The 13055-nt window shown below is 50.0% G+C and carries 14 protein-coding genes; 12 read left to right on the top strand and 2 right to left on the bottom strand.

The annotated features are described in order from the left end of the window. The first annotated feature begins 70 nt into the window (after positions 1-70). The 9 genes from ADU23_RS05765 (at position 71) to ADU23_RS05725 (ending at position 9109) form a co-directional block, all read left to right on the top strand. Positions 71-994: an ABC transporter permease subunit gene (locus tag ADU23_RS05765; protein ID WP_053372876.1), complete on the top strand. Its 924-nt coding sequence runs from the start codon at positions 71-73 to the stop codon at positions 992-994. 92 nt (positions 995-1086) lie between these two features. Beyond that, entirely contained in the window at positions 1087-1998 is a 912-nt protein-coding gene (locus tag ADU23_RS05760; protein WP_053372875.1) for an ABC transporter permease, read from the top strand. 13 nt (positions 1999-2011) lie between these two features. Further along, positions 2012-3016, top strand: a complete 1005-nt coding sequence (locus tag ADU23_RS05755; protein WP_053372874.1) for an ABC transporter ATP-binding protein — start codon at positions 2012-2014, stop codon at positions 3014-3016. Further along, a complete protein-coding gene (locus ADU23_RS05750; protein WP_053372873.1) occupies positions 3013-4005 on the top strand; it encodes an ABC transporter ATP-binding protein in 993 nt (330 codons plus the stop codon). Before ADU23_RS05755 ends, ADU23_RS05750 begins: the two co-directional genes overlap by 4 nt. Before the next feature lie 41 nt (positions 4006-4046). Next, a complete protein-coding gene (locus ADU23_RS05745) occupies positions 4047-5510 on the top strand; it encodes a leucyl aminopeptidase family protein (protein WP_053372872.1) in 1464 nt (487 codons plus the stop codon). 27 nt (positions 5511-5537) lie between these two features. After that, the gene (locus ADU23_RS05740) at positions 5538-6230 is read left to right on the top strand and encodes a copper homeostasis protein CutC (protein ID WP_053372871.1); all 693 of its coding nucleotides are present in this window, start codon (positions 5538-5540) and stop codon (positions 6228-6230) included. Between the two features lie 27 nt (positions 6231-6257). Continuing rightward, positions 6258-7217, top strand: coding sequence for an ROK family protein (locus tag ADU23_RS05735; RefSeq protein WP_053372870.1), 960 nt, complete (start codon positions 6258-6260; stop codon positions 7215-7217). Positions 7218-7256: 39 nt separating this feature from the next. Next, entirely contained in the window at positions 7257-8531 is a 1275-nt protein-coding gene (locus ADU23_RS05730; RefSeq protein ID WP_053372869.1) for an alpha-L-fucosidase, read from the top strand. Positions 8532-8731: 200 nt separating this feature from the next. Continuing rightward, positions 8732-9109: a hypothetical protein gene (locus ADU23_RS05725; RefSeq protein ID WP_053372868.1), complete on the top strand. Its 378-nt coding sequence runs from the start codon at positions 8732-8734 to the stop codon at positions 9107-9109. 53 nt (positions 9110-9162) lie between these two features. On the opposite strand, the gene ADU23_RS05720 is transcribed toward ADU23_RS05725, so the two are convergent. After that, entirely contained in the window at positions 9163-9810 is a 648-nt protein-coding gene (locus ADU23_RS05720) for a YitT family protein (protein WP_053372867.1), read from the bottom strand. 153 nt (positions 9811-9963) lie between these two features. Here ADU23_RS05720 and ADU23_RS05715 point away from each other — a divergent pair, with 153 nt between their 5' ends. Genes ADU23_RS05715 through ADU23_RS05705 form a run of 3 tightly spaced genes read left to right on the top strand, consistent with a single transcriptional unit; the run spans position 9964 to position 12610 of the window. Next, the gene (locus ADU23_RS05715) at positions 9964-10401 is read left to right on the top strand and encodes an Lrp/AsnC family transcriptional regulator (RefSeq protein WP_053372866.1); all 438 of its coding nucleotides are present in this window, start codon (positions 9964-9966) and stop codon (positions 10399-10401) included. A 21-nt stretch (positions 10402-10422) separates the two neighbouring features. Beyond that, complete coding sequence (locus ADU23_RS05710; protein ID WP_053372865.1) at positions 10423-11511, top strand: threonine aldolase family protein; 1089 nt, start codon at positions 10423-10425, stop codon at positions 11509-11511. Positions 11512-11569: 58 nt separating this feature from the next. After that, entirely contained in the window at positions 11570-12610 is a 1041-nt protein-coding gene (locus ADU23_RS05705) for a DUF1835 domain-containing protein (protein ID WP_053372864.1), read from the top strand. Between the two features lie 104 nt (positions 12611-12714). On the opposite strand, the gene ADU23_RS05700 is transcribed toward ADU23_RS05705, so the two are convergent. Continuing rightward, the gene (locus ADU23_RS05700) at positions 12715-13053 is read right to left on the bottom strand and encodes a hypothetical protein (RefSeq protein WP_053372863.1); all 339 of its coding nucleotides are present in this window, start codon (positions 13051-13053) and stop codon (positions 12715-12717) included. Between the last annotated feature and the right edge of the window lie 2 nt (positions 13054-13055).

The following is a 13055-nucleotide window of genomic DNA, read 5'->3' as shown; positions in this document are numbered from 1 at the left end:
GGCCGCTTCTATAGATTAACGGGAAGCGGCCCTATTATATCATCTGTCGAAACTGAAGGAGGCTTATAAGTTGGGTAGATATGCTTTGCAAAGACTCCTCGGGGTTATTCCGTTGCTGTTTGTTGTATCCGTGCTTGTCTTTATGTTTATTCACTTAATTCCCGGAGATCCGGCGAGGCTTATTGCGGGCAAGGACGCTACGCTTGAAGAAATTCAAGGCATTCAGGAGCAGCTTGGCCTTAATCTTCCGCTATGGAAGCAATACATTAACTATATGGGTGATCTGCTTAGCGGCAATCTGGGCAATTCGATTCGTTCGGGCATGCCGGTTACCGATATGCTGGAGAGCAGAATTATGCCTACCTTATGGCTGACATTCCTCAGTATGGCGTGGGCGCTTGTTATCGGTCTTCTGATTGGCGTTGTATCTGCGGTATACCGCAACAAATGGCCGGATTACGCAGGTACATTGACAGCCATTTCGGGTATGTCCATTCCCGGCTTCTGGCTTGGGCTCGTTCTTATTCAAATTTTCTCGGTAGAGCTTGGTTGGTTTCCAACGGGCGGCGTTGATTCTTGGAAATCTTATATTTTACCTTCCATTACCCTTGGGGCCGGTATTATGTCTATGCTAGCCAGGTATTCGCGATCCTCGATGCTGGAGACGATGCGAGAGGATTATATCCGTACGGGCCGTGCCAAAGGCTTGCGTGAGTCCGTCGTTATCGGCAGACATGCGCTTCGGAATTCACTAATTCAGGTTGTAACTGTAGCAGGTCTTCAATTCGGTTTTCTGCTTGGCGGTTCGGTTATGGTCGAGACGGTGTTCAGTATTCCGGGACTCGGCAGGTTGCTGGTTGATTCTATTCTTTTCCGTGATTATACGGTCATTCAAGCCTTGCTGCTGCTTTTCGCCACGCAATTTATTCTAATCAACTTAATTGTAGATTTGCTGTATGGCGTACTCAATCCAAAAATTAGGTATTCATCGTAGTTTGAACGATGAAGACATGTAAGGATACGTTTGGTTATTCATGCGACAGATGATGTTGCTTACAGTGTTTATTTAGCGTTAGGAGGAATATCATGAGCAACAATTCGGCGGTAATGGGAAGCGGCTCACCGTTATCGGATGAGGTGCAGGCCCCGGCTAAAACGAAGGGGCGATTTGGAGAGTTTATTCGCAAGTTTTGCAAACAACGGATGGCTGTCGTGGCTGCCTGCTTTATTATATTGCTATTTATCGTCGGCATCTTTGGGCCGTTCCTGGCGCCTTACAATCCTGATGAACCTAACTATGATGCCTTGATGACGGGGCCTTCCGCTGCTCACTGGGCGGGTACGGATGAATATGGACGTGACATTTTGAGCCGGCTCATCGATGGAACGCGGTTGACGTTAGCCGTCAGCCTTAGTGCCGTAACGATTGCGGCGGTGCTCGGTACCATCCTTGGCCTGCTAAGCGGATTTTTCGGCGGTTGGTGGGACCGGATTATTATGCGGGGCAGCGACGTTTTGTTCTCATTCCCTGATCTGCTGCTTGCTATTGGTATCGTCGCTATTCTCGGCCCTGGACTATCGAACGTCGTAATCGCGGTTGCCGTATTCGGCACGCCTTCGTTTGCGCGAATTATTCGAAGCGTGACGTTGTCCGCGAAGGAGACGTTGTTCGTTGAGGCTGCTCGCTCGATGGGAGCGAAAAATAACCGGATTATTTGGCGGCATATTTTTCCCGAAACGATTTCCAGCATTATCGTAAATGTATCGATGAAAATCGGCGGCGCTATTTTGGCGGCCGCATCACTCAGCTTCCTCGGAATGGGCGCAAAGACAACGGAGCCCGATTGGGGCGCCATGTTAAGTATGGGGCGCGATTATTTGAGTATTGCACCGCATATCGTTTATTTTCCGGGCATAGCTATCTTTTTGACTGTGCTTGCTTTTAACCTGGTCGGGGACGGACTGCGCGATGCTCTTGATCCCAAGATGAAAAACTAAGGAGGGACAAGACATGACTCAACATTTGCTGGAAGTACAAGGGTTGAAAACGGAGTTCAAACGGGGCGGCGGCAGCATAACGGCGGTCGCAGGCGTTGATTTTCATATAAAGAAAGGCGAAGTGCTTGGTCTTGTCGGCGAATCCGGCTGTGGGAAAAGCGTAACTTCCTTGTCGATTATGCGCCTGCTTAAGGACACGCCGGGCAAAATCGCCGGAGGGGCTGTCCGTTTCGAAGGAACGGATTTAACGGGCCTTTCAGAGAAGGACATGCGCCGTATTCGGGGAAACGAGATGGCGATGATTTTCCAAGAGCCGATGACATCGCTTAATCCTGTGCTGCGGATCGGCTTGCAGCTGGCAGAACCGATTATGCTGCATTTGGGCTACAATCGCAAGAAGGCACGCGAGCATGCGATTCATATGCTGAAGCTGGTTGGCATTCCTCGCGCGGAGGAGCTGGTAGATGACTATCCGCATCAGCTGTCAGGCGGAATGAGGCAGCGGGTGATGATTGCCATGGCTATGTCCTGCAATCCGAAGCTGCTTATCGCAGATGAACCGACGACGGCGCTCGATGTGACGATACAAGCGCAAATTCTTGATCTAATGAAACGGCTGAAGGAAGAACAGGATATGGGCATGCTGCTCATAACGCATGATCTCGGCGTTGTAGCTGAGCTATGCGACCGGGTTGTCGTTATGTACGCGGGCCGCGTGGTGGAGGAAGCTTCCGTCCATGAGCTGTTCGCAAATCCCCAGCACCCTTATACGAAGGGCTTGATCCAATCGGTTCCGAAGCTGAGGCAAAATGTACGCCGCCTTGATTCCATTAAAGGCAATGTTCCCGACCTTTCGCAAATGCCGCAAGGCTGTAAGTTCGCGCCGCGCTGCTCCTTCGTCATGGAGAGCTGCAAGGTGAGTGAACCGGAATTACTTCCGGTAGAGGGGCTTGCGGATCGCAAGAGCCGCTGCCTGCTTACGCAGCAGGAGAATACGGAAGGAGTGGGACGCGCATGAAAGAGACGCCGTTAATTGAAGTAAAAGGTTTGAAGAAGTCTTTTGCGGTAAAAAAGGGCTTTCTCGGAACGACTAAATATTTGCGGGCGGTTGATGGCATTTCATTCGCTATACGCAAAGGCGAAACGTTCAGCCTCGTTGGCGAGAGCGGCTGCGGCAAGTCGACTACAGGCAGGCTGGTGACACGGTTGCTTACGCCAAACGATGGCGAAGTGTGGTTTAAGGGCCAGAACATCAGCCATATTTCCGACAACCAAATGCGTCCGCTTCGCAAGGATATGCAGATGGTATTCCAAGACCCTTACGCTTCGCTTAACCCGCGGATGAAGGTGAAAGATTTGGTTGCCGAGCCGTTGCTTATTCATACGAAGCTCTCACCCAAGGAGCGGGATAAGCTGGCAAACGAGCTGCTTGAAACGGTTGGGCTTAGCAGCTTTCATGCGGAGCGTTACGCGCATGAATTCAGCGGCGGGCAGCGGCAGCGGATCGGCATTGCCCGGGCGTTGTCCGTTCGTCCGAGCTTAATTGTGGCGGATGAGCCGGTGTCGGCGCTGGACGTGTCCATTCAGTCCCAAGTGCTGAATTTGCTTCAGGATTTGCAAGAGGAGTATGGGCTGACGTATTTGTTCATCTCGCATGACCTTAGCGTTGTTGAGCATATCAGCGACCGCATAGGCGTTATGTATCTAGGTTCGCTGGTGGAGACGGCGGATAAGGACACGCTGTATGACAAGCCTCTGCATCCTTATACGCAAGCGCTGCTCTCTTCGGTTCCTGTGCCGGATCCAAGCCTTAAGAAGGAGCGCATTATTTTGAAGGGGGATCTTCCAAGCCCCGTTGATCCGCCATCCGGCTGTCGGTTTCATACGAGATGTCCTTCCTGCATGGAAATCTGCAAGCAGCATGTGCCGGTATTCCGGGAGGTTGAGCCCGGCCATGAGGTTGCATGCCATTTATTCGATGAAGAGATGTTGAAATTGGAGCGTTAATTGAACTTGTGTATACACTTTAAGGCAAAGAAGGGACAGCGATGAATATTGTAATCGATTCCGCCGATTCGGCGGATATTCTCGTCTATCTGGCTTTTGAAGAGGAGGCTTTTCCGCTCAAGCTGGGGGAAGCGCATAAACGGAGCGGCAGTGCGACATGGTTGTACAGCCGAACGGAAGAAGAGCTTGACGTGCTTGCAGTAGGAATGGGCAAGCGACGTGATTTGACGCTGGAGAAGATCCGCCGGGCAGGCGGGTCTGCGGCCCGTATGGCGCAGCGTGAAGGGAAAAGCCGTGCTTTGCTTGTCCGTATAGCCAATGAAGAAGGCAGTGCGGCCGATGGCGATAGGGAAGTGGCTGCCGCCGATTGGCTGCAAGCGTGGGCAGAAGGCTGGCTGCTCGGTTTATACCGTTTCCAAACCTACAGGGAAGCGACGAAAATTAACGATTCTGTTGAGTTATTGCTTTCTTCGTCAGATTGGGCGGAGCTGAAAGCGGTAGAAATGGACGCTGTGCTTGTTAATGCGCGAATCCGTGCAGATGGCGCTATGCTTGCTCGGGACCGGGTGAATGAATCGCCGGATACGCTGAATCCAGATACATTTGCAAAGTGGATGGAAGGGTATTTCGACCGCGATGATAGCCCGGTAAAGGTTCGTGTTTACCGCGGACAGGAGCTTGTTGACCTTCAGATGAACGGTCTCCTGGCGGTAGGCGCAGGAAGCAAGCATGCGCCGGCGCTTGTTGAAATCCGCTATGAAGGAAATCCGAGGCTGCCGATGCTGGCTTTGGTCGGCAAGGGCGTTACGTTCGATATGGGCGGCATGAACGTGAAGACGGCCAGCGATATTAGCGATGCCCGCATGGATATGGGCGGTGCCGCTGCTGTCGTTGGCGCGATGGACATCTTGCTCCGCAAGAAGGCTAATGTGAATGTGACCGCACTAATACCGGTCGTTGACAACGTGCCGGACGCGGAGGCGATCTTGCCATCGTCGGTTGTTCGCTTCCCGAACGGGTTGACTGTGCAAGTGGCTAATACCGATGGCGAAGGCAGGCTCATTCTCGCGGATGCACTCATTCATGCTGCGAATATCGGAGCAGCGGAAGCGATTGATATTGCAACATTGACTGGGAATGTCGGGGCTGCGCTAGGTCTTGGCATCGCCGGCATTTGGGGCGATGCAGACATGACGCAAAGCCTCGTCGAGATTGGCGAGCGCAACGGGGAGAGGCTCTGGCCGATGCCGCTTATGGATGAATACGAAGCGGACCTCAAGAGCCATTACGCTGATCTTCGTAATGTCAGCACCTCTCCGTTTGCAGGTGCCATTACGGCGGCGCTCTTTATTCGCCGCTTCGTAGCTGAATCCATGAAATGGATTCATATCGATATGGCGGGTACGGTTCAATACAAGCAAGACATGAGTTACTCGGAAGCGGGAGCGACCGGATACGGGGCGCGGCTTCTTGCCGATTATGCGATGAAGAAGGAACAGCAATAAAAGAATGGATGGAGAGGGGGCTTCGTTATGATTTTGGAAGTCATCGCGACGTGTATTGATGATGCGCTAACCGCAGAAGCGAATGGCGCTGACCGCCTCGAGCTGATTACCGCAATTACAGAAGGCGGCTTGACGCCGGGAATCGGATTAATTCAGCAGGTTGCAAAAGCGGTGAGCATACCTGTTTTTGTTATGGTTCGTCCGCATAGCCGCACATTTGTCTATTCGGAAAACGACATTTTAACGATGGCGGCGGAGACGAGAGCTATTGCAGAAAGTGGTGCGGCAGGCATTGTTGTTGGAGCGCTAACGCCGGAAGGACGCATCGATGAGCGGGCGCTGGAAACCTTGCTGCCATTAACGAATGGGCTGCAAGTAACATTCCACCGCGCGTTTGACGAGTTGGAAGACCAAATTGCCGGTTTGCGTACGCTAAGCCATTACCCGCAAATTAAACGGGTGCTCACCTCTGCTGGACCGGGTCCAGCGATCGATGCTGTTCCGGCCATGCGCAGTCTTGTCGAGGCATCGCAAAGCGGGTCTTTAAAAATATTAGCTGGAAGCGGTTTAAAACCGCAAGGCATCAAAACGTTTATCGAGCAGACCGGAGTGACGGAAGTGCATTTTGGCTCAGCTGTCCGCTGCGGCAATGACTCTCTGTCTCCAATTGATCCAGTGGTCTTGCGGGCGCTTGCTGACAGTCTGCACGGCGTCGACTGATACTAGAAAGTGAAAAGGTGATTGGCCATGCATAAGTCTCAAAGCTATGTAGTCGGAATCGACTTGGGTGGAACGAAGATTGCGGCAGCGCTGTTTGACTCGAACGGTACGCTGCTGGGACGGGAGCAGATGGAGACAGCCGGTGCCCGAACTGCCGAAGAGGTGGTTCAGCGGATGATCGGAATGATTCGCTCCGTCTCCGAAGGACGGCCATTAATCGGCGTCGGATTAGCATCTCCCGGAGCGGTGAACAGCCGGGACGGTATCGTAATTAATGGCACTAACCTTCCCGAGTGGGACAACGTCCCGTTAAAGAAGTGGATGGAAGCGGAGCTTGGCATTCAGGTGCAGGTAGTTAATGATGCTAATGCTGCAGCCTGGGGCGAATATGTTCGAGGCGCGGGCAAAGGTGCAGAAAATATGGTTTACGTTACGTTCAGCACCGGCATTGGAGCGGGAATCGTCTTAGACGGCAAGCTGCTGCTAGGATCACATTCCTTCGCGGGTGAGCTGGGCCACAATATGATTGACCCGAGCGGACCGATATGCAGCTGCGGAAGATACGGCTGCTGGGAAGTGTTCGCGTCAGGCACAGCAATCCGCGATACGGCGTTGAGATATATGGAGGATAGAGCGTCGCTCATTACCGAGCTGGCAAGCGCTAGCGAAGGTAGGGTGACGTCTCAGCATGTTTTTCAAGCAATGAAATTAAACGATCCGGTAGCTGTTGAAGTTATTGACCGGACGATTCATTATATGGCGCAAGGATTGGCAAATGCCGTTCATACGTTCAATCCCGATCGTATCGTGATCGGCGGCGGCGTAAGCAAAGCGGGGGATCTATTGTTTCCTGCGCTGCGGAAAAAGACAGATGAGCTTGTGATGGCGCCGTACAGAGGAACGTACAGCCTCATATCTGCCGGCCTAAAAGACGATGTCGGCCTCATCGGCGCTGCGGCATTATTTCATACATTCGAAGCAGAATAGCGAATTTATGATCCATTTTATAAACGGAGGGATTCAGGAATGGGAACGAGGGAACAAAGAACGGAATGGTTTTTGCAGGACAGATTCGGTTTGTTTATTCATTGGGGACTTTATTCGATTCCAGCCAGAGGCGAATGGATACGCGGCAACGAACGGATGAGCAAAGAGCATTATATGACCTATTTCGATGAGTTTGACGCTTCCCGTTATGATCCGAAGGCATGGGCGAAAGCGGCTAAGGCTGCCGGACAGAAGTACGCTGTGCTGACGACCAAGCATCATGACGGTTTTTGCTTGTTCGACAGTAACCTAACAGACTTCAAAGCGACGAACACGCCAGCCGGGCGCGACCTCGTTCGTGAGTATGTGGATGCGTTCCGCGCTGAGGGAATCGCCGTCGGTTTATACTACTCCATTATCGATTGGGATCATGACGATTATCCGGGCTACGGGGATAAGGCGCATCCCGACCGCAGCAATGAAGCGGCGAAGGATAAGCCGATTGACTTTGATCGATACCTCTCGTATATGCACGGACAAGTGAAGGAGCTGCTTACCAATTACGGCAAAATCGACATCATGTGGTTCGACTTCTCCTATGACAACATGACCGGCGAGAAATGGAAAGCGACAGAGCTTGTTCGGATGATTCGCTCCATTCAGCCGGATATTATTATCGACAATCGCTTGGGCGGCAACATCCGGGCGGCTGAGCCGGAAGAATACGCGGGTGACTTCTTCTCGCCGGAACAAATTATACCGCCTGGCGGCATCGTTGACGTGAACGGCCAATCAATCCCTTGGGAAGCATGCATTACGCTTAACGACAACTGGGGTTATTGCTCCGAAGATAAAAATTACAAATCAACGAAGCAGGTTATCCGCACCATGGTGGAATGCATCAGTAAAAATGGCAACCTGCTGCTTAATGTGGGACCGGATGCGAAAGGTGAAATGACAAGGGAGTCGCTTGTTGTATTAAGCGAGGTCGGCGAATGGATGCGTTTGAATGGAGACAGCATTTACGGCTGCGGCCATTCGACACTGCCGAAGCCGGAGTGGGGCCGTTACACGCAAAAGGGCAACAAGCTATATGCCCATGTCTATGACAGAGGCATCGGCCCTATCTTTTTCCAAGGCTTGAAGGGAAAAATCAAGAAGGCCAGATTGCTGCGGGACGGCACCGAGCTCAAAATCGAGGTACCGTGGATGGCGGAGGAATATTCGGATATTGAAGGCGGAGCATTTATTACGCTAAAGGGCGCCGTGCTGCCTGATGAGATGGATACCGTTATTGAACTCGAATTATTCTAATCATGTGCGCAATTAGCAGGGCTGTAACAGGAGGCATTGGCCTTCCGTTACAGCCTTTTTGTCATCTTGTGGACGGTGCAGCTGTTGACGCAGAAATAACAACCCGGCTTATCCATTCGTAATCTAGTAAAATATACACACCTAAATCTATCAATCTCCATATAATAATAGCAATTCTTAATATAAGGGAGATGGTAGGTATGACTAAGCGAGGAGGATGCAAAAGCTCTGGGAAGAGAAGTCATGGGAAGCCAGTAAACCAGAGTCATGGAAACAAACAAACAGAGAACCATAGTCAGGGCAATAACGGATCAAAGGAAAAAAGCTGCGGCAAAAATGAACGTGTGCTTAGCATGCTGCTCAAGCTTGGCGTAGGTTCTACGAATATTCGAATTTTTTTTGGCGGTAAAGTACGTTCCGGCATTTATCTAGGCATTGTCGATGATTGTGTGGTTATCAATATCAAAGGCTCCGTAAACTATATTAGTGTTTCTTCTATCATTGCCGTTGAGGTTGGGTTCACCAAGAAGAAGAAAAAGAAAAAAAGATCAAGCTGCAGAAAGTCTATTTGTTTTTAATGAGCAAAGGAGGACACGCCTCCTTTGCTTTTTTTTATGGCATAAATGATCATTCAGGCAGATGTCGTAACACGGGGCAGAGCATCCGCTTTCTCCTGCTCGGTTTTCGTCTTTCTTCTCTTATAGAACGATAAGACGGCTGATGTAACGGCTATCGAAATCGCAGAATACAACCCGCTCGTAAGCGAAAATATGGACAAGCTGGTAAGCACGACTAGAAGATCAAATCCGAAGTTAGTAATCCCGGGATTGATGCCGTGCTCCCTGTGCAAATAAACCGCCAGTATCGTCGCGCCTCCGAGTGAAGCGCCGTTACGGAACAAGGCGGTGATGCCTGCCCCGATAAATACGCCTCCAACGATTGCCCCGATGAGCGATGGAATCGCAAAGGCAGGCAATAAGCCATTTAAGGCGCTAAACAAGGAAAGAAGCGCGATCGCCAGCACGGTTTTGAAAGTAAAGGATTTACCCATGTAAAAGTAGGAGAAAATAAAAAATGGAAGGTTGAGCAGCACGAACAAATAGTGGAATGGGACTTGCAGCAAGGGCGATAAGCTTAGTGAGAGTCCTGCTGTGCCTCCGGTAACGATACCCGAATGCTTCAGAATGACCAATCCGCCGGTAGTAACGAAGCAGCCTATTGCAAAATGGAGCCATTTGCGCATATTTTCCTTCACTTTGTTGTCTGATTTCCTTATCATCCCGCATGCACCGCCTGCTTAAGTTTGTTAATATAAGGATACAAAACAGCGTGATTCGTATATATGATAAACGGAATGAAATTGATGTGAAATTATGTAACATTGAATCAAATGAACGCGTTTTTGCTGCAAAATGAAGGGGGGCCTGCGAGGATGGATCAATTGGATCGAGCGCTTCTCCGATTGCTGCAGGAGGATGGGCGAATGACCGTAAGCGAGCTGTCCAAACGACTGGCTTTGAGCCGTCCCAGCATATCCGAGCGTCTGCTGCGTCTCCAAGAGAGAGGTATTATTACTGGCTTCGGCGCCCGAGTATCGGCGGCAGCGGTAGGAAGAAACATTCAGCTGATTATCCAAATGAGCGAATTAAAAGTATTTCCGATGGAGTTTGAAAAGCGGATTATGAATGATGAGGATATTATAGAATGCCACCGGGTAACGGGAACGGTCAGTTATATTTTGAAGGCGGCAGTAACGGGGATGGATGCGCTTAGCGAGCTCGTGGAGCGGCTCATGCCATTCGGCAATGTCAACACGTCGGTCATTCTCTCTTCTCCGGTAATGAACCGGACCATATTGCCAAAAGAATGAACGTAAAAGGGGACATATAGGATGGAACAAACGAAATCATTAATCGAAGCATATAATCAAGCCAGCTATCCGTTGATCGGCCATGGCAGGCGGAACGTGAAGGTGCTGAAAGAAGCGCTCGAGCAATGGGAGGATGAGCAGGATAGCGATATGTACGGCAAGGGAGAGCTGATCGAGGATTTTGAAATGCGAATGGCACGCCTGCTTGGCAAGGAGTCGGCAGTTTTCTTCCCTAGCGGCACGATGGCACAGCAAATTGCGCTCCGAATATGGTGCGATGAGAAAGGAAATAAGAAAGTAGGCTATCATCCCTTAAGCCATTTGGAAATCCATGAGAAAGACGGGATGAAAGAGCTGCATCATCTTGAGCCCCTATTGCTGGCGGATAAAGAAAGGCCAGTCCTTCTGAAGGATCTGCTTGGCATGAGGGAAGACATCGCCTGCTTGCTGCTGGAATTGCCTCAGAGGGAAATTGGCGGACAATTGCCTGCATACGCGGAGCTTGAAGCCATGTCGGCATTTTGCCGAGAAAGAGGCATTAGGCTTCATCTTGACGGCGCTAGGCTGTTCGAGATCCTTCCCTATTATGAAAAGTCAGTGGAGGAGGTCTGCGCGCTCTTTGACAGCGTGTATATCTCATTTTATAAAGGAATTGGCGGCATTGCCGGAGCCATTTTGGCCGGAGATCGCGATTTTACGGAACAATCGAAGATTTGGAAAAGACGTCACGGCGGCGATCTGATCAGCCTTTATCCTTATATTATCTCCGCAGACTACTATATGGAGCGGCGGCTGCCGCATATGGAGAAGTACTATAGGGAAGCGCAGGAGCTTGCTGAATTATACAATGGATGCCAAACGATGAAAACGATCCCGGAGACGCCCGTTTCCAATATGTTTCATGTACACTCGGAAGCGAGCAAGGAACAGCTTGAACCGATTTTCATCGCTATTGCTTTAGAAACAGGTGTCGGCTTGGCACAATCGGTACGCGATAGAGAGGATGGCGGCTCCTACTTTGAGGTTAATACTGGCGATAGGTATGGTTTGGCTCCCAAAGGAGCGGTGTTAGAGGCCTTTAGATTACTGGACATTAAACTGCATAAGTAGGGCTGGGATTCGGGGCATTGCTTGCCAGAGGATGACATTGGAGAGAGAGGACCTACATATGAAAATTACTCAAATAAATAATAGGATCAATGATTTATCTGAACGGGAAGCCCAATCATTAATCATGCACATCATGCTCATGATAGACGGAGTGGAGAATGAGCATTATCCAAAAGAGAAGCTTTACGAGGATTTATTAGAGATGTATAAAGCCGTTTTAACGCCAAAAAAGCAGCAGCAATGGGAGCCTAGCGATAGCTGCAATCAAGTGCATATGGCGTTTGGCGATTCTTTTGCGGGCAGCTTGAAATTGGCTATTAAGAAGCTTGGGAGGGCGGATAGCGATAAAGTGATCACTTTTCGCGACCGCTACTCCATTGGACCGATATGGCAGCTGCACGAAGCGACAGGACGGATGAAGAGACAGCAATGGTTTTTTGACCATATTAACAATAATGATGAAGAGGAGGACTTCGAAGAAGAGCATCAGAGCTTGATGCGGCAAATCTCGCTCATTCCGCCTGGGGCTTCCGTAACGATATGGAGCAGCATGAATGCAGGTGAGCAGGTAGGATTGCGTTATGCCGCGTACTTATTGAGAAATATGTTGAATCCCATAGCCACCATCCCTGTTTCGGATGTAAGCAGTCGGTTGTTTAACCGCCCAGACCTGAGCGTTCCGTATAATCACTCTGGGGAAATACCATCAGACAAGCTGCAGGTTATCCTCGGCGATGACAGTGTGAGCATACGATTGAACGGCGATTCGAGAAAGGTTTTAGAGAACGAATGGCTGGAGCTTGCCCAGCAGCCTGAGGTGCTTCGCATATGCATAGACGGAAATGTTCTTCCTGTAGGCGAGGATTATTTTGATGCGTATTTGATGGAGACAGTGGAGAAGCTGCATAGTGGAAGAGGCGACCGGGATTTCATAAAATCAGCTAGGGTCGTTGGCGAAGCGTTAGGCTATTGCGAGCAGTACGTGGGAGATGAATATTTTGAATACCGGGTTCGTGAATTGATCTATAGCGGCCGTCTCAAAATCAAGGGAGTTCCGCGTGCTATGCGCTATTACAGCGTAAAGAGCAACGTTGACTGAGAAGAGGTGACATATGGCAAGCGAAAATAGTTGCGCTCAATAAAAAAATCCCCTTTAGTCAGCAGCGGGTCGTTCACTGCCTGTCTAAAGGGGATTTATTATTTCTAAAGCTTAGTCACAATAATTCCAGCTATAACCAAACCGAGGCCTACGAACGTTTTCCAGCTTGGAACTTCTGAGAAGAAGAAGAAGGAAACGACAAGCAGGGCGGCAATATCAAGGAATTTGGAGCTGGAAACGACCAGTGTATTGCTGCCTAAATATTTATAACCATATTTGAAACCTAGTCCAAGCAATACGTTGGCGAGAAACAAAATGGGAATCATATAGACTTGGAACTTTAACGTGTCTCCTATTGAAGCGCCGATAAATTTTGTTTGAAAGGCGAAGACTCCGTTAATAAGGAGAAATCCCAGAAACAAAATGATAATCGCATAAAACATTT

Origin of the sequence: Paenibacillus sp. FJAT-27812, from assembly GCF_001273905.1 — a bacterium.
Lineage (GTDB): Bacteria > Bacillota > Bacilli > Paenibacillales > Paenibacillaceae > Pristimantibacillus.
This window is presented reverse-complemented; position numbering and strand designations above follow the sequence as displayed.

Coding starts and splice junctions, on each gene's coding strand:
- ADU23_RS05745 (WP_053372872.1), top strand. CDS start 4,047: ATGAATATTGTAATCGATTCCGCCGATTCGGCGGATATTCTCGTCTAT.
- ADU23_RS05720 (WP_053372867.1), bottom strand. CDS start 9,810: ATGATAAGGAAATCAGACAACAAAGTGAAGGAAAATATGCGCAAATGG.
- ADU23_RS05700 (WP_053372863.1), bottom strand. CDS start 13,053: ATGTTTTATGCGATTATCATTTTGTTTCTGGGATTTCTCCTTATTAAC.
- ADU23_RS05705 (WP_053372864.1), top strand. CDS start 11,570: ATGAAAATTACTCAAATAAATAATAGGATCAATGATTTATCTGAACGG.
- ADU23_RS05760 (WP_053372875.1), top strand. CDS start 1,087: ATGAGCAACAATTCGGCGGTAATGGGAAGCGGCTCACCGTTATCGGAT.
- ADU23_RS05730 (WP_053372869.1), top strand. CDS start 7,257: ATGGGAACGAGGGAACAAAGAACGGAATGGTTTTTGCAGGACAGATTC.
- ADU23_RS05710 (WP_053372865.1), top strand. CDS start 10,423: ATGGAACAAACGAAATCATTAATCGAAGCATATAATCAAGCCAGCTAT.
- ADU23_RS05740 (WP_053372871.1), top strand. CDS start 5,538: ATGATTTTGGAAGTCATCGCGACGTGTATTGATGATGCGCTAACCGCA.
- ADU23_RS05735 (WP_053372870.1), top strand. CDS start 6,258: ATGCATAAGTCTCAAAGCTATGTAGTCGGAATCGACTTGGGTGGAACG.
- ADU23_RS05755 (WP_053372874.1), top strand. CDS start 2,012: ATGACTCAACATTTGCTGGAAGTACAAGGGTTGAAAACGGAGTTCAAA.
- ADU23_RS05715 (WP_053372866.1), top strand. CDS start 9,964: ATGGATCAATTGGATCGAGCGCTTCTCCGATTGCTGCAGGAGGATGGG.
- ADU23_RS05750 (WP_053372873.1), top strand. CDS start 3,013: ATGAAAGAGACGCCGTTAATTGAAGTAAAAGGTTTGAAGAAGTCTTTT.
- ADU23_RS05725 (WP_053372868.1), top strand. CDS start 8,732: ATGACTAAGCGAGGAGGATGCAAAAGCTCTGGGAAGAGAAGTCATGGG.